This is a genomic window from Phreatobacter sp., assembly GCF_027532945.1.
Lineage (GTDB): Bacteria > Pseudomonadota > Alphaproteobacteria > Rhizobiales > Phreatobacteraceae > Phreatobacter.
In genome coordinates, this window is sequence record NZ_JAPZTZ010000032.1 from 42,975 (window position 1) to 59,645 (window position 16,671).

Genomic DNA, 16,671 nt, shown 5'->3' on the forward strand with positions numbered 1-16,671 from the left:
TCCGATCCTCTCCGTCTCGGGCCTGCGCGCCGGCTACGGCGCAACCGAGATCCTGCGCGGCCTCTCGATGAGCGTGGCGCCGGGCGAGATCGTTGCCGTCCTCGGCTCCAACGGCGTCGGCAAGACCACGCTCAACATGGTCCTGTCGGGCGTGGTGAAGGCCGCGAGCGGCAGCATTTCCTTCCTCGGCGAGGACGTGACCAACGCCGCCCCCGGCGACATCGTCTCGCGCGGCCTCGTCCACGTGCCCGAGGGCCGCAAGATCTTCCCCAACATGACCGTGCGCGACAATCTCGTGCTCGGCTCCTACCGGCGCGGCAAGGCCGCCCGTGCAGCGAACCTCGACAAGGTCTTCCAGACGTTCCCGCGGCTGAAGGAGCGCGTCTCCCAGCTCGCCGGCACGCTCTCGGGCGGCGAGCAGCAGATGCTGGCCATCGGCCGCGGTCTCATGGCCGAACCCAAGCTCCTCATCCTCGACGAGCCCTCTCTCGGCCTGTCGCCGCTGCTGGTTGAGGAGATGTTCACCCTCGTCCGCCGCATCAATGCGGACGGGCTGGCGGTCATGCTGGTCGAGCAGAATGTTGTGCAGTCGCTGGAGATCGCCTCCCGGGCCTTTATCCTCGAGAACGGCGTCTTTGCGCTCGAGGGCAAGGCCTCCGACCTCGCGGCCAGCGACGAGCTCCGCAAGGCCTACCTGGGGATGTGAGGGGAAGCGCCATGGCCATTGTCACACCCGGCGTGAAGACCGCCACCGAACTCGCCGCCGAGCCCCGCTCGCCCTGGCTCGCCGAGTTTTCTGCCTTCGCGGCACGCCTCACCTTCGAGGACCTGCCGGCCGAGGTGGTCGAGCGCACCAAGCGCGTGATCGCCGACAGCATCGGTGCGATCGCAGCGGGCATGGCGGAGCCGGAGATGCGGGCGCTGCTCGACCGCCTGGCGCGGCTCGAAGGCACCGGCCCGGCACCGGTCATCGGTGCGGGGGTGAGCCTGTCGCCCTCCAACGCCGCCTTTATGGGCGGCATCGCCGGCACCATGCTGGAGCTGGACGAGGGCAACCAGTACGCCCGCGGCCATCCCGGCATCCATGTGGTCCCGGCCGCGCTCGCCACCGCCGTCCGCTGCGGCGCGGATGGTCGTGACCTCATCGTTGCGGTCGCGCTTGGCTACGAGATCGGCGCGCGCATCGGCATCGCCTCGAAGCTCGTCGTCACCATGCACCCGCACGGCACCTGGGGCACTGTCGGTGCGGCCCTGGCGGTGGCCAAGCTCCACAAGGCGGATGCGGCCGATATGGCCGCGACCATCAACATCGCCTCCTCGCTCGGCCTCACCACCAGCCGCAAGACCATGCTGGAAGGGGCGACGATCCGGAACAGCTATGCCGGCTTCTCCAACAAGCTCGGCCTCTGGGCCTGGGAGATGATGTCCTCCGGCCTCACCGGCGAGCGCGACGGCGTCGCCACCGTCTATGACACGGTCGCCGCCACCGATTTCCGCCCCGAGGCGATGGTGGAGGAGCTCGGCACCCGCTGGGAGATCGCCCGCAACTACTTCAAGCGCCACGCCGCCTGCCGCTACACCCATGCGGCGCTCGATGCGCTCGGCGAGATCCTTGAGGCAAGCGGCCCGGTCGACCCGCGCGACGTGCTCGGCATCGATGTCGAGACCTATGTCTGGGCCGCCCAGCTCGACGATCCCGAGCCGCGCTCCATGCTGGCGGCGAAGTTCTCGCTGCCCTTCGCGCTGGCCACCACCCTCGTCAACGGCGCGGCCACCATCGCCGCCTTCCGCGACGAGGCCCGCGGCGACCGGGTCACCCGCGCGCTCGCGAACCGCGTCGCCGTCACCGAGGATCCGGCGCTCACCGCCATGCTCCCCGCCGCCAGGCCCGCGCGGGTGACGCTGCGCCTCGCCGACGGCCGCAGCTTCACTGCCCTCGCCACGACCAATCGCGGCGACACCGAGAATCCCTATTCGGCCTCCGACGTGGAGGCGAAATTCGTCGAGATCACCGCCCCGGTCTGGGGCGAGGCCCATGCCCGCCGCATCTGGACGGCGGCCGGGGCCCTCGATGGAGACATGGACCCGGCGCGCCTCGTGGCGCTCGCCGTGGTCGCTTGAGGAGACATGCCATGAGTTCCACCAGTCCCGCCGCGCGGCTCAAGCAGCGCCTGGACCAGCGTCCGGTCCTGCTGGCCCCCGGCGCCGTCGATCCGCTGACGGCCCAGATCGCGGTCTGCGCCGGTTTCGAGGCGCTGTACCTCACGGGCGCCGGCATCGCCTACACACGGCTCGGCATGCCGGATATCGGCCTCACCACCATGAACGACGTCACCGACGTCATCACCCGCATCGCCGATAAGGTCTCGGTGCCGCTCATCGTCGACGGCGATACCGGCTTCGGCAATGCCCTCAACGTCCAGCGCACGGTGCGCAACTTCGAGCGCGCGGGGGCAGCCGCGATCCAGCTCGAGGACCAGACCTTCCCCAAGCGCTGCGGCCACCTGCGCGGCAAGGCCGTGGTCCCGACCGATGAGATGGTCGGCAAGATCAAGGCGGCGGTGGATGCCCGCCAGAACGGGCTTCTCGTCATCGGCCGGACCGATGCGGGCGCCGTCGAGGGCTTCGAGCGCGCCTTCGAGCGGGCCGAGATCTATGCCGAGGCCGGCGCCGACATCATCTTCGTCGAGGCCCCGCGCACCCGCGAGGAGCTGTCCTCCGTGCCGCAGCGGCTCGGCAAGCTGCGCCCGCTCATGGCCAACATGGTGGAGGGTGGCCGCACGCCCATGACCCCGGTCGCCGATCTCGAGGCCATGGGCTTCAGCCTCGTCGTCTTCTCCGCCGGCGTCGTCCGCGCCATGGCCAAGACCGCCCGCCGCTTCTACGACACGCTGCGCACCGAGGGCACGACCGACCCGATCCGCGAGGACATGTACGACTTCGACGAGCTCGCCGACATCGTCGGCACCAGCGACCTCCTCGCCATCGGCAAGCGCTACGACACGACCGGGGGTGAGGCGTGAGCCTCGATCCGGTCACGCTCGCGGTCCTCAAGGGCCGGCTTGAGCAGATTGCCGACGAGATGGACGCGACGCTCTATCGCTCGGCCTTCAACCCGATCATCGCCGAGGCGCGCGACGCCTGCCACGGCCTCTATCACCGGGAGACCGGCGACACGCTCGTCCAGGGCACCAAGGGTCTGCCGATCTTCGTCGGCGCCATGGCCTTCGCGGTGAAGGCGGTGATCGAGAAGGTGAAGGCGCAAGGCGGCCTCAAGCCCGGCGACACCTTCATCTTCAACGACCCTTACGCCGGCGGCACCCATCTCAACGATTTCCGCCTGGTGCGGCCGGTCTTCCGCGATGGCGCGCTGTTCTGCTGGCTGGCCTCCGCCGGCCACTGGCTTGATGTCGGCGGCAACGTGCCGGGCGGCTACAACCCGGTCGCGACCGAGAGCTTCCAGGAGGGCGTGCTCATCCCAGTGGTGAAGCTCATAGCCGGCGGCGAGACGCGCCAGGACGTGCTCGACATCCTCGCGGCCAATTCCCGACTGCCGAATTCCAACTGGGGCGACCTCAACGGTCAGCTCAATGCCCTCGACCTCGGCGAGAAGCGCCTTCAGGCCCTGCTCGGCGACTATGGCCAGGCGGTGATCGAGGAGGCCTTCGACGCCTTCTCGGCCCGCGCCGAGGCGCTGATGCGCGAGGCCATCGCCGCGCTGCCCGACGGCACCTATGCCTTCGAGGACTATCTCGACAATGACGGCATCGTCGACGAGCGGCTCACCGTCGCTCTCGACCTGACGATCTCCGGCGAGACCATGGTGCTCGATTTCTCGCGCTCCTCGCCGCCCTGCGCCGGCCCGATCAACATCTCGACGCCGACCACCATCGCCGCCTGCTACGTGGCGCTGAAGCACGTCTTCACCGATGTGCCGGCCAATGCCGGCTGCCTCAAGCCCATCACCTTCGTGGTCCCCGATACGACGCTGCTGGGGGCCAAGGCGCCGAAGCCCATGGCGGGCTACACCGAGACCATCCTGCGCCTCATCGGCGTCGTCTTCGGCGCGCTTGCCAAGGCGGTCCCGGAGCGGGCGACCGCCGGGCCCTTCGGCACGATCAATGCGCTGTCCATGGCCGGCCACCGCGCCAATGGCAGCCGCTGGGTCATGTTCAACTTCTTCGGCGGCGGTCTCGGCGGCAATCCCGAGAGCGACGGCCTCAACCACGCCAACAACCCGATCTCGACGGCCACCATGCCACCGGTCGAGATCCTCGAGGCAGCATATCCCATCATGTTCACGCAGTGGGCGCTTCGCCCGGATTCCGGCGGCGAGGGGGCCCATCGCGGCGGCCTTGGCGCCATCTATGAGATCGAGGTGCTGGACGCGCGCGGCGCCGAAGTCTTCCTTCTCGGCGAGCGCGGCCGCTATGCGCCCTTCGGCGTCAATGGCGGCGGGGCAGGGGCGCTGAACCGCTTCTCCTGGACGGATGGCAAGACCACCGGAACCCCGCCCATGGCCTCAAAGGTCACCGGCGTGAAGTTGGCCCAGGGCGGCCGCGTCCGCCTGGAAACGCCCGGTGGCGGCGGCTTCGGCGATCCCGCCACCCGTGACCCGGCCGCGAGCGAGCGCGACCTGCGCCTCGGCTATGTGACGGGAGCCAAGGCATGACCACGCTCGTTGGCGTCGATGTCGGTGGCACCTTCACCGACCTGTTCTTTCTCGACGAGGCGGCGGGCACGTTCCGCACCGCCAAAGTCCCCTCGAACCGCGGCGACGAGGCCGTCGGCTTCCTCGAGGGCCTGAAGACCTTCGGGGCGCTGTCCGCGCTCGGCTCCATCGTCCATGGCACCACGGTCGGCACCAATGCGCTGCTGGAGCGCAAGGGCGCCCGCATCGGCGTGATCACCACGGCCGGCTTCCGCGACGTCCTGGAAATGCGCCGCCGCGACCGCGCCAATACCTGGGGCCTGTGGGGTGACTTCATCCCCGTCGCCGACCGCGACCTGCGCGTCGAGGTGGCCGAGCGGACGCTGGCGGATGGCACGGTGCGGCAGGCGGTTGACCCGTCGGAGGTCGCTGCTGCCGCCAGGCGTCTGGTCGAGGGGGGCGCCACCGCTCTCGCCATCCTCTTCATCAACGCCTATGCCAACCCCGCCAACGAGCGCGCGGCGGCGGCGGCGGCCCGTGCCGTCTGGCCGAACGACCACGTCTCGGTCTCATCCGAGATCCTGCCCGAGATCCGCGAGTTCGAGCGGGCCTCGACCACGGCGCTCAACGCCTATCTCCAGCCCGTCGTCGGCTCCTACCTCGCCAAGCTCGAGGCGGCGCTCGCCAGCGAGGCCTTCACCGGCGCCTTCCACATCGTCCAGTCGAATGGCGGCGTCATGTCGACGGCGACCGCGCGGCGCCTGCCCGTGCGCACGGCGCTGTCGGGACCTGCGGCCGGCGTCATCGCCGCGGCGGCGATCTCCACCGCCGCCGGCTATCCCGACATCATCACCGGCGATCTCGGCGGCACCTCCTTCGACGTGTCGCTCATCGCGGGCGGCGAGGCGGCGCTGGCGGCCCAGACCACCATCGATTTCGGCCTCGTCATCCGCTCGCCGATGATCGAGATCACCACGATCGGCGCCGGCGGCGGCTCCATCGCCCGCGTCGACCGCGGCGGCTTCCTCGAGGTCGGCCCGGAAAGCGCCGGCTCCCGCCCCGGTCCGGTCGCCTATGGCCAGGGCAATGACCGCCCGACGCTCACCGACGCCAATATCGTCCTCGGCCGCATCAATGCCGACCGCCCCATCGGCGGCAAGCTCAAGCGGCTCGATGTCGAGGCGGCCCGGCAGGCGCTGGCGAACCATGTCGGCGATCGCCTCGGCCTGTCGCCGGAAGAGGCGGCGGAAGCCGTGGTGCGCGTCGCCGATGCCCGCATGGCTGGCGCCATCCGCCTCGTCTCGGTGGAGCGCGGCCATGACCCCGCGCGCTTCGCCTTCGTGCCCTTCGGCGGCGGCGGTGCCCTCCATGCCGGCGCGATGATCGCCGATATAGGCCTGAAGGCGGCGCTCGTGCCGCGCTTCCCCGGCGTGACCTCGGCCATGGGCTGCGTCATGGCGGACATCCGCCACGACCAGGTGCAGACCCTGAACCTCACGCTCGACGGGCTCGATGCGAGCGCCCTCGACCGCCGCATGGCGGAGGAGGGGGCCGCCGCCCATGCGGTGGTTGCCGGCGCCGGGCTCACCGTCGGGCGGATCGACGTCACCTACGAACTCGACATGCACTATCTCGGCCAGACCCATACGGTGGCCGTGCCGCTGCCTGTCACACTGGCGAACGGCACGACGGGTGTGACCGAGGCCGTCGTCCGCGCCGCCTTCGAGGCCGCCTATTCGCGCGCCTTTTCGCGGCTCCTGCCGGGCCTTGGCATCCGCATCGTCAACCTGCGCACCACCGCCATCGGCCGTCGCCCGCCCATCGACCTGACGACGCTCGCTCCCGCCGCCGCGGCGACGCTGGAGGGCGCCCGCACCGGTTCCCGCAAGGTCTGGTTCGGCGGCTGGCGCGAGGCTGCCGTCTTCGCCCGCCTCGACCTTCCCGTCGGCGCGGTGGTGGAGGGCCCGGCCGTGCTCGAACAGCCGGACGCGACCATCCTCGTGCCGCCCGGCCAGCGCGGCCGCGTCGATGCCTTCGGCAACATCGTCCTGGAGCGCGTCTGATGGACCTTGCCCGCACCGCCCTCCTGATCTGCGATCTGCAGAACGACTTCCTCCACCCCGATGGCGCCTATGGCCGTGCCGGCCAGTCCGCGCCGGAGATCGCGGCGCTGCCCGCCCGCTTGAAGCCGCTGGCCGACAGGATCCGCACCGGTGGCGGCTGGATCGTGTCGACCCATTTCACCCTGGTCCCGGGTAAGGGCGGCGAGCCCTTCATCTCCGACCATCTCAAGAAGCTCCGGCCGTTCCTCAGGAAGGGCGACTTCGTGCCGGGCTCCTGGGGCCACGACACTGTGGACGCTCTCCAGCCCATGGACATCAAGGTGGAGAAGGTCGCCTATTCCGCCTTCTACATGTCGCGGCTGGAATGGGTCCTGAAGAAAGCCGGCATCGACCATCTCCTCGCCTGCGGCATAGTCACCAATGGCGGCGTCGCCTCGACGGTGCGCGACGCCCATGTGCGCGACTTCCACGTGACGGTGATCGAGGACGGTTGCGCCGCCTTTTCCCCGAAGGTGCACGACGAGGCCATTGCGGGCCTCAGGCCGGTGGCGCGGATCGCGACCGTGGCAGAGTTGCTGGCGGAGATCGGGGGGTGAGAGCGCCATGTCCCGCATCCTGACCGACGACCTGCCCTTCGACCTGACTGTCCCGGTCGCCATCGTCGGCGGTGGCGCCGCGGGCCTTTGTGCCGCGCTGGCGGCCAAGGAAGCCGGCGTCGAGCCGATCGTCTTCGAGCGCGACGCGCTGCCCCAGGGCTCCACCGCGCTCTCGGCCGGCCTCATCCCCGCCCCGGGCACCGCGGCCCAGCGGGCCGCCGGTATCGCCGACAGCGTTACCGCCTTCGCCGCCGACATCCAGGCGAAGGCGCATGGCGAGGCGGACCCGACCGTCCTCGCCGCCGTGGCCGAGGGCGCCGCCCCGGCCATCGACTGGCTGACCGAGCGCCACGGCCTCGCCTTTACCGTCATCGCCGACTTCTCCTATCCCGGCCATTCCGCGCGGCGGATGCATGGCCTCGCCTCGCGCTCCGGGGCCGAGCTCATCGACCGGCTGCGCGCCGCGGCCGAGGCGGCAGCGATCGACATCGTCACCGAGGCGCGCGCCACGGCCCTCATCGCCGGACCTGACGGCCGCGTCCGCGGCCTCGTGGTGACCCGGCCCGACGGCAGCGCGGACCGCATCGGCTGCGACGCCCTCGTGCTCGCCTGCAACGGCTATGGCGGCAACAAGACCCTCGTCGCCGAGCACATCCCGGCGCTGAAGGACGCGCTCTATTTCGGCCATCCCGGCAACCAGGGCGACGCGGTGCTCTGGGGGCAGGCGCTCGGCGCGGAGCTGAAGCACATGGGCGGCCACCAGGGCCACGGCTCCGTCGCCCATCCCCACGGCATCCTCGTCTCCTGGGCCGTCGTCATGGAGGGCGGCTTCCAGGTGAACACGGCCGGCGAGCGCTTCTGGAACGAGGCCTCGGGCTATTCGGAGGCGGCCCTCGCCGTGCTCGGCCAGCCCGGCGGCATCGCCTGTGACATCTTCGACGCGCGCATCGCCGGCATCGCCCGGCAGTTCGAGGACTTCCGCCGTGCCGAGGCGGGCGGCGCTGTCCTTCAAGCGGAATCATCGGATGAACTGGCGGCGCGCCTCAGCATTCCGCCGCAAGTGATTCGCGCGACTCTCGAATCCGTCGCCGATCTCAAGCGCCGTGGAGGCCGCGATTCCTTCGGGCGCGACTGGAGCGGCGCCGCCGATCTCGTGCCGCCCTATTGCGCGGTGAAGGTGACGGGCGCGCTGTTTCACACACAGGGCGGCCTTGCCGTCGATGCGAGCGCCCGCGTGCGCCGTCCCGATGGCTCGCTCCTGCCCAACCTCTTTGCGGCAGGGGGCGCGGCGGTGGGGGTGTCGGGACCCGATGCATCCGGCTATCTTTCCGGCAACGGACTGCTGACCGCCGTGGTGCTCGGACGCATCGCCGGAGGGGAGGCGGCCCGGCTCGCCCGCGCCTGACCCGAGTTTGCCATGCCCGTCGATCTCAAGGCCCTGAAGCCCGTCCTCGCCCGTGTGCGCGCCACCCCGGCCGCCAAGGACCCCGGGGACTGGATGACGGCGGCCTGCCCCGGCGCGTCAGCGGCCGAACGCACGGCGATCGCCGCCGCCCTCGCCAAGGTGCCGGAGCCCTCCTTTGCCCGTGACGCTGCCCGCATCCCGGCGCTGCAGAAGCGGTTGAAGGCGCTGAAGCTCGCCGCCTTCCTCGTGCCACGCGCCGACGAGCACCAGGGCGAATACATCGTCGCCCGCGCCGAGCGGCTGAGATGGCTCACCGGCTTCACCGGGTCGGCCGGCTTCGTCATCGTGCTGCAAAAGGAGGCCGCGCTCTTTGTCGACGGCCGCTACACGCTCCAGGCGCCCGCCGAGACCGACGCCTCCGTCATCACCTGCCGGCACTTCAAGAAGCCGCCCGCGATCGAGTGGCTGGCGGAGAAAGTGGCCAAGGGCGACCGCGTCGGCTTCGACCCACGCGTCACGCCGATGCGTGAGGCGGAGCGCTGGCGCACCGCCCTCGCCAAGGTTGGCGCGGAACTGGTCGCCGTCGACGAGAACCCCGTCGATTCCATCTGGAAGGACCAGCCGGGCGATCCCTTTGCGGCGATCCATGCCTATCCCGTCAGATTCGCCGGTGAGGCGAGCGCCGACAAGCGCGCCCGGATCGGCGCCGACATCGCGGCACGCGGTGCTGCGGCGGCCGTTCTGAACCAGCTCGATTCCATCGCCTGGCTGCTCAATGTGCGCGGTGGCGACACGCCGGCGACGCCGCTGGTCCAGAGCTTCGTGATCCTCGCGGCCGACGGTCACGCCACCTGGTTCGTCGACGAGGCGAAGTTCACGGGCGGCCTCACCGCCCATCTCGGCAACGGCGTCACGGTCAGGCCCATCGGCGCCTTCGCCGAGGGCTTGCAGGACCTTGCCGGCAAGGCCGTCACCATCGAGCCGGAAACGGCCACGGCCTGGATCGCCGAGACGCTGAAAAACGCCGGTGCGACGCTGGTCGAGGGGCAGGACCCCTCCGTCCTGCCGAAGGCGCGCAAGAACAAGGTCGAGCTCGCGGGGACCCGCAAGGCGCATCTGCGCGACGGCGCGGCGATGGCGAAGTTCCTGCGCTGGATCGATACCAAGGCGGTGGGACAGGGCGAGCTCGCCGTCATGGCGAAGCTCGAGGAGATCCGCGGCGCCGATCCGCTGCATCGCGGCGCGAGCTTCACCACCATCGCCGGCGCCGGGTCCAACGGCGCCATCGTCCACTACCGCTCTTCGCCGGAGACCGAAAAGGTCGTCGAGAAGGGCACCTTCCTGCTCATCGATTCCGGCGCGCAATATCTCGATGGCACGACGGACATCACTCGCACCATCGCGGTGGGCAGCGTGCCGAAGCGGCTGAAGGAGCACTATACCCGCGTGCTCAAGGGCCACATTGCGGTGGCCACCGCGCGCTTTCCCAAGGGCACCGGCGGCATCGCTATCGACGGTTTCGCCCGGCGGGCGCTGTGGCAGGCGGGCCTCGACTTCGACCATGGCACCGGCCATGGCGTCGGCGTCTATCTCGGCGTCCATGAGGGGCCCGGCCGCATCTCGCCCCTGTCGCAGGTGCCGCTGGAGCCCGGCATGATCCTCTCGAACGAGCCCGGCTATTACGAGACGGGGTCGCATGGCATCCGGCTGGAGAACCTCGTGGTGGTCAGCGAGAGCGCCATGCCCGGTTTCCTTGAATTCGAGACGATCACCTTCTGCCCCTTCGACCGTCGGGCCATCGCCGTGGGACTGCTGACGGTGGAAGAGCGCGCCTGGCTCGACGCCTACCATGCGGATGTCCGGCGCAAGCTCGGGCCGCGCCTCACCGGCGCCGACAAGGCCTGGCTGGAGCGAATGACAGCGCCGTTGTGACATCGTAGGGTTGCATGACCTTGCGGAATATACCTGCCGTAGGGCGCATTTGCACACGAAGTGGTCGCCCCGTACCGTTTTGTTAACTGAATTCCCCCGATGGTTTTCGCGAAAAGTTGAACCATCGGGGCTGACATACAGTTTCTCTCCCGCCTCCCTCTGGCCGCCAAGGTCGCCGCGCTTGCCGCGCTGGTGATTTCCGTTGTCGCGCTCGGGGCCGGCTTCTACGCCGTCACCCAGATCAACGCCCGCATGGCGGAGATCGTGGAAGGTCAGGTCCGTGACCGCAGCATTCACATGAGCCGGGCCGCCGAGCTCGCCCTTTCCGGCGGCAAGATGGAGCGCGCCGGTGGCAATTCCGGTCCGGTCCTGCGCATCCGCGCCACCGGCCTGCCGGCCCAGGGCGATCACAGCATCGTCGACCACGCCGCGGATGGCTCCTCGCTCTTCCAGCGCGATGCTGCCACCGGCGACCTCATCCGCTACTCTTCCTCGGTGCGCGACCAGCAGGGCAACCGAGTCCTCGGCAATCGCATCCCCGCGACCTCGCCCATTGCCCAGGCCATCGGCCGCGGCGAGGTGCTCACCGACTACATCACCGTTGGCGGCATCGCCCGCATCGCCCGGTACGTCCCCATCGTCACCCCCGACAACCGCGTACTCGGCGCTCTCGGCGCCGGCGTGAGCCAGGCTGATGCCGATGCCTCGGCCGCCAACATGCGTGAGGGCGTCATCATCGCCATGGGCCTGCTCGCGTTCGTCGCGGCCCTCGGCGTCTTCTTCCTCCTCACCCACTTCCTCAAACCCGTCCGCGAGGCGGCCGCCGCCATCGACGGCCTTGCCGAGGACCGTCAGGTCGACATGTCGCGCCATGCGGCGCGCCAGGACGAGATCGGCCTCATTGCACGCGCCGTCGGCGGTCTCGCCCAGAGCCTCGCCGAGCGCGCCCAGATGCGCACCGCCGAGGACCAGCGCAGCGCCGCAGAGATGACGCGCCGCGCCAGCATGGAGCAGGCAGTCGCCCAGTTCGACCAGGCCATCGGCTCGGTGCTCGATCGCGTCGCCTCCCGCGCGGTCTCGGTCACCGGTGCCAGCGGCACGGTCGGCCAGGCGGGCGAGGCCGCCGAGGCCGGCGTCCGTGACACCGTCCAGGCCACCGAGGAGACGTTGCAGCGTGTCACCGGCATCGCCGGCGCCACCGAGGAGCTGAACGCCGCCATCGTCGAGATCCGCCGTCAGACCGAGGAGGCCCTGAAGGTCTCCTCCGAGGCGACCCAGGCGGTCGATTCCGCCGCGACCGATGTGTCGGGCCTCGCCGCCATGGGCGAGAAGATCGGGGCCGTGGTCGAGCTCATCCGCGCCATCGCCGAGCAGACCAACCTGCTGGCGCTGAACGCCACCATCGAGGCGGCCCGCGCCGGCGAGGCTGGCAAGGGCTTCGCGGTGGTCGCGCAGGAGGTGAAGCAGCTCGCCTCGCAGACCGCCCGCGCCACCGAGGACATCGCCGGCCAGGTCTCGGCCATCCAGCAGGCCACCGGCCGCTCCGTTGCCTCCATGGGCGGCATCACGGAGACCGTGGAGCGGATGCGCCGCGCCAGCGAGGCGATCTCCACCGCCATCGACCAGCAGGCTATGGCGACCCGTGAGATCGGCATCAGCGTCGAGAGCACCGCCGCGGTCGCCCAGCAGGCCGGTCAGTCCATCGGCAACGTGTCGGAGCGCCTGCGCGCCACCGGTTCGGCCATGGGCGCCCTGAACGATGTGGCCAAGGGCCTGGAGACCGACATTTCCGGCCTCCGCCAGGCGGTTGGCGCTTTCCTCACCAACGTCAAGGCCGCCTGACGCGCCTCGACATCGTCCCAATCGTGAGATGCCCGGGCCCTGGCCCGGGCATCATCGTTTCAGGGGGCTCAGCCGCGGAACAGGGTCTCGACCGCCGCAGCCATGCGCAGCAGCCGGCGGTCCTCGCCGCCCAGCGCCGTCATCATGAAGCCGACGGGCAGTCCCTTCACGTCCGGGCAGGGCAGGGAGATGCCGGTGAAGGTGAAGATGTTGCCGACCGTGGTGTTGCGCAGCATCAGTCCGTTCGCCGTCCAGAACTTCTCGTCCGAGGCGGTGAGCTCGGAGATCTTCGGCGCACGGATGGGCGTTGTCGGCAGGATCAGCGCGTCGATGTCGCCAAGGCGGTCGCGCATCCGGGCGATCAGCTCCGCGCGCTTGTTGACGAGGCGGATGTAGTCGGGCGCCGCCGCCTGGGCGCCGACGCGGATGCGGGCGAGCACGCGCGGGTCAAAGTCGCGGGCGCGCTCCTCCATCCACTCCGCATGGACGGCGGCCGCTTCCATGGCGACGAAGGGGGCCCGCGCCATGGCATCGGCGAGTTCCTGTAGCAGGTCCTCGATGGAGATCTCGGTGACGCGCGCCCCGGCCTTGGTGAGGCGCTTCACCGACGCCTCGAAGGCATGCTCGACCTCCGGCTCAATCTGGCCGAACAGCCGGCCGCGCGGGATGGCGAGGCGGAGCCCTGCCAGCGGGGCAGGCGTCAGCGTCCAGGGCGCTTCGCCCGCGAGGATGGCGTCGGTCGCGGCACAGTCCGCCACCGTCTCGGCGAGCGGGCCGACCGAGTCGAGTGCATAGGAGAGCGGGAAGGCGCCCGTCGTCGGCACGCGGCCGGCGGTCGGCTTGAAGCCGACGCAGCCGTTGAGGGCGGCGGGGATGCGGATGGAGCCACCGGTATCGGTGCCAAGGCCCATGCGGGCGGTTCCCTCGGCGACCGAGACGCCGGCACCGGAGGACGAGCCGCCGGGCACCCGGCTCTTGTCGGCGGCATTCCCCGGCGTGCCGTAATGCGGATTGATGCCGATGCCAGAGAAGGCGAACTCGCTCATGTTGGTCTTGCCGACGATGACGCAGCCGGCCTGCCGCAGCCGCGCGATGGTCGGGGCATCGACCTTCGCGGCGGGCTGTGAGCGCAGGATGGTGGACCCGGCCGTCGTCACCTCACCGGCGACGTCGAACAGGTCCTTGATCGAGATGACCCAACCGTCCAGCGGCGACAGGCTCACGCCGGACTTCGCCCGCGCATCCGCCGTATCGGCCTCGGCCCGCGCCCGCTCCACATAGAGCTTGGTATAGGTGACCCGGCCGTCGGACTGCGGATCGTCGATGCGGGCGAGCGAGGCTTCGAGCGCATCGCGGACGGTGGTGGCCATGGCGGGACTCCGGGAATAAGGCGCCGGGACTGTCGGCAATGGCTGGGGTGGGGTCAAGGCCGGAGGCCAGGTTTCACACCGGCTCCGTCCCACACCACTCCGCCACGAACAGCGCCATGGACTTTGTCGTCTTGCGCAGGGACTCGATGGAGAACCGCTCGTCGAAGCCGTGGACGCGCTCGGCGGTCGGCCCGTAGTTGAGCGTCGGGATCTCGTCGAACAGCGCATAGACGCGGCCGTCGAGATAGGCGGGCGTCACCGCCTCCTGCATCGGCTCGCCCCAGGCCTTCTGGTGCGCCCGGCCGAGCACCGCCTCGGCCTCACAACCGGGCGCGAGGATGTAGCCTTCCGTCGTGAAGCCGTTGAAGACGACCTGCGGCGGGTTGTTGGCGAGGAACCGGTCCTCGCGCGCGGCCCGCGAAATGGTGTCCTCGATGGCCCGCATCATCGTCTCCGGCTTCTCACCGGGGAAGATGGAGATGCGGCAGTCGACCGTGCACCAGGCGGGCACCGAGGAGGCCCAGTCGCCGCCCTTGATCAGGCCGAAATTGAGGTTGATCGGGTGAGGCTCATCCTTGAACAGCGGATAGTCCGGGGTCTTGGTGTTCCAGAAGGCCTCGAGCTCGCGCAGCTTGCGCATGACGCCATAGGCCGCCTCGATGGCATTCTGGCCGGAGCCCGCCTCGCGCACGTGGACGGGGTGACCCTGCACGGTGAACTGGAACCAGACGACCCCCACATTGCCGCGGGTGATCTGGCCACGGCTCGGTTCGGGGATGAGGGCGGCCTCCGCCTTGTAGCCGCGCAGGTGGCACTGGAGGGCGCCGTTGCCGGTCGATTCCTCCTCCACCACCGACTGCACATAGACCGTCGCCGCCGGCTGGACGCCTGCACGCCGCAGGGCGTCGAAGACGGCGACCATGGCGCCGTGACCGGCCTTCATGTCGCCGGCGCCGCGGCCATAGAACCAGTCGCCGTCGATATGCGGCTCGTAGGGCGGATGGGTCCACATCTCCAAGGGCCCCACCGGCACGATATCGATGTGGCCCTGCATGATGAGGCTTCGGCCGGTCTCGGCCTTGGGGCGATGAATGCCGACGACGATGGGTGCGGTCGAATGGGTCGGCGAGAAGGGCGAGCCGCCGGGATGGCGCTTGATCGCCTCCTCGTCCATGGCGAAGCGCTCCATGGCAAAGCCGCGCTTGCGCAATTCCTGGAAGACGAAGTCCTGCGCCGCATGCTCGTCGCCGCGCTGGGTGGGAAAGCGAACCAGCGTCTTCAGATAGTCGAGCTGGGCGTCGAAGCCGTCATCGACGGCCTTGACGATACGGTCGGCGAGGGCGGGATCGAGGGTCATGGCGGGCTCCTACGGCAGGGCCAGCCTAGCCGGCAGGGATGGGGGGACAACTGCCGGGTGCGCAGCGGTGATCCCCGGCGGACGGCGTATCGCGGAGCGGGAAGAGGAGGCAGCGCAAAGCTCCCCCTCCCGTGCCCGCCTTGCCTTCGCCCGTCCGACCCCGATCATGGCGGCACACGAATCCGGAAGGCCCCGCCATGAAAGCCGTCTTCACCGACCTCCACCGCGGCCATGATCCCAAGCGCTTCATCCTGCGCGGGCAGTTCGCACAGGGCGAGGAGCGTCCCGAGCGCGCCGACCGGCTCAGCGCGGGCCTCAAGGCCGGCAAGCATGAGCTCGTCCGCGCCGAGAGCTTCGGCCAGGGCCCGCGGCTCGGGGTCCATTCGGTGGATTATCTGCGCTTCCTCGAGGAAGCTGCCGCCGAGTGGCAGACGCTCGCCAATGCCTCGGACGAGGTGCTCGGCAATGTCCATCCCGTGCGCCGCGGCGGCACCATGCCCGCCTCGATCGTCGGTCGCGCCGGCTGGTACATGCAGGACATGGCCTGCGGCATCGGCCCGGATACCTGGACCGCCGCGTCCTCGGCCACCGACGTCGCCATCACCGCCGCCGAACTCGTCATCGAGGGCGAGCGCGCGGCCTACGCACTCTGCCGCCCGCCCGGCCACCACGCCTATCGCGACGCCGCCGGCGGCCACTGCTTCCTCAACAACACCGCCATCGCCGCGCAATACCTGCGCTCGGTCCACGACCGCGTGGCGATCCTCGACATCGACATCCATCACGGCAACGGCACGCAGGACATCTTCTACGATCGCGGCGACGTGCTCACCGTCTCGGTCCATGCCGACCCGACGCGCTTCTATCCCTTCTTCTGGGGCTATGCGCATGAGCGCGGCGTCGGCGCGGGCGAGGGTGCGAACCTCAACCTGCCGATCCCCGTCGGCTCCGGCGACGATGCCTATGTCGCGGCGGTGGAAGCCTCGGCCAGGACCATCGCTGCCTTCACGCCCGGCACATTGGTGGTGGCGCTCGGCCTCGATGCCTCGGCCGACGATCCCTTCGGCGGCGCCAAGGTGACGGCCGACGGCTTCCGCCGCGCCGGCGCGGCCATCGCCCGGATGGGCCTGCCGACGCTCTTCGTGCAGGAGGGCGGCTATCTCTCGGACCAGCTCGGGCCGAACCTCACCGCCGTCCTCGGCGGCTTCGAGGCCGCGGCCTGAGGCCTCAGCCCTGGCGCTTCGGCACCGGGCAGGTGGTCACGCCCATGAGCGTGTAGGCCGGGCACGAGCCCATGGCGGCGGTGACGAGCGGCACGATGCCGATCCAGCCGATCCAGTTGAAGCCGGTGGCGGGAATGCCGGTGATGGCGAAGAGCAGCAGGGCGAGGCCGCCGACGATGCGCAGGGCGCGGTCGATGGTGCCGATATTGGTGCTGAACATGGACGTCTCCTG

The 16,671-nt window shown here is 70.1% G+C and carries 13 protein-coding genes; 10 read left to right on the forward strand and 3 right to left on the reverse strand.

Features of this window, described 5'->3' with window-relative positions; translation table 11 throughout:
* Positions 1 to 4: 4 nt before the first annotated feature.
* From O9344_RS19655 to O9344_RS19695, 9 genes are all read left to right on the forward strand, one after another.
* Positions 5 to 706, forward strand: a complete 702-nt coding sequence (locus O9344_RS19655) for an ABC transporter ATP-binding protein (RefSeq protein ID WP_298481308.1) — start codon at positions 5 to 7, stop codon at positions 704 to 706.
* Positions 707 to 717: 11 nt separating this feature from the next.
* A complete protein-coding gene (locus O9344_RS19660; RefSeq protein ID WP_298481264.1) occupies positions 718 to 2,121 on the forward strand; it encodes an MmgE/PrpD family protein in 1,404 nt (467 codons plus the stop codon).
* A gap of 11 nt (positions 2,122 to 2,132) precedes the next feature.
* Entirely contained in the window at positions 2,133 to 3,023 is an 891-nt protein-coding gene (locus tag O9344_RS19665; RefSeq protein ID WP_298481266.1) for an oxaloacetate decarboxylase, read from the forward strand.
* Positions 3,020 to 4,672 carry a hydantoinase B/oxoprolinase family protein gene (locus O9344_RS19670; RefSeq protein ID WP_298481268.1) on the forward strand — a complete coding sequence of 551 codons (1,653 nt, stop codon included), beginning with the start codon at positions 3,020 to 3,022 and terminating at the stop codon, positions 4,670 to 4,672. Before O9344_RS19665 ends, O9344_RS19670 begins: the two co-directional genes overlap by 4 nt.
* Positions 4,669 to 6,714: a hydantoinase/oxoprolinase family protein gene (locus O9344_RS19675; protein WP_298481271.1), complete on the forward strand. Its 2,046-nt coding sequence runs from the start codon at positions 4,669 to 4,671 to the stop codon at positions 6,712 to 6,714. Before O9344_RS19670 ends, O9344_RS19675 begins: the two co-directional genes overlap by 4 nt.
* Positions 6,714 to 7,310: a cysteine hydrolase gene (locus O9344_RS19680; protein WP_298481273.1), complete on the forward strand. Its 597-nt coding sequence runs from the start codon at positions 6,714 to 6,716 to the stop codon at positions 7,308 to 7,310. The genes O9344_RS19675 and O9344_RS19680 overlap by 1 nt, the downstream gene beginning before the upstream one ends.
* Before the next feature lie 7 nt (positions 7,311 to 7,317).
* On the forward strand, positions 7,318 to 8,715 hold the full coding sequence (locus O9344_RS19685; protein ID WP_298481275.1) for an FAD-dependent oxidoreductase: 1,398 nt from the start codon (positions 7,318 to 7,320) through the stop codon (positions 8,713 to 8,715).
* A 12-nt stretch (positions 8,716 to 8,727) separates the two neighbouring features.
* Entirely contained in the window at positions 8,728 to 10,647 is a 1,920-nt protein-coding gene (locus tag O9344_RS19690) for an aminopeptidase P family protein (RefSeq protein WP_298481277.1), read from the forward strand.
* 192 nt (positions 10,648 to 10,839) lie between these two features.
* Positions 10,840 to 12,489 carry a methyl-accepting chemotaxis protein gene (locus tag O9344_RS19695; RefSeq protein WP_298481279.1) on the forward strand — a complete coding sequence of 550 codons (1,650 nt, stop codon included), beginning with the start codon at positions 10,840 to 10,842 and terminating at the stop codon, positions 12,487 to 12,489.
* A gap of 68 nt (positions 12,490 to 12,557) precedes the next feature.
* Here the strand turns inward: O9344_RS19695 and O9344_RS19700 are convergent, their stop codons facing one another.
* A complete protein-coding gene (locus tag O9344_RS19700; RefSeq protein WP_298481281.1) occupies positions 12,558 to 13,859 on the reverse strand; it encodes an amidase in 1,302 nt (433 codons plus the stop codon).
* Positions 13,860 to 13,932: 73 nt separating this feature from the next.
* Positions 13,933 to 15,216, reverse strand: a complete 1,284-nt coding sequence (locus O9344_RS19705; protein ID WP_298481283.1) for an ArgE/DapE family deacylase — start codon at positions 15,214 to 15,216, stop codon at positions 13,933 to 13,935.
* Positions 15,217 to 15,413: 197 nt separating this feature from the next.
* On the opposite strand from O9344_RS19705, the gene O9344_RS19710 reads away from it, so the two are divergent.
* Positions 15,414 to 16,439, forward strand: coding sequence for a histone deacetylase family protein (locus tag O9344_RS19710; protein WP_298481285.1), 1,026 nt, complete (start codon positions 15,414 to 15,416; stop codon positions 16,437 to 16,439).
* Positions 16,440 to 16,443: 4 nt separating this feature from the next.
* Here the strand turns inward: O9344_RS19710 and O9344_RS19715 are convergent, their stop codons facing one another.
* Positions 16,444 to 16,659 (reverse strand): DUF2892 domain-containing protein, encoded by a 216-nt coding sequence (locus tag O9344_RS19715; RefSeq protein ID WP_298481287.1) that lies wholly within the window; start codon positions 16,657 to 16,659, stop codon positions 16,444 to 16,446.
* Between the last annotated feature and the right edge of the window lie 12 nt (positions 16,660 to 16,671).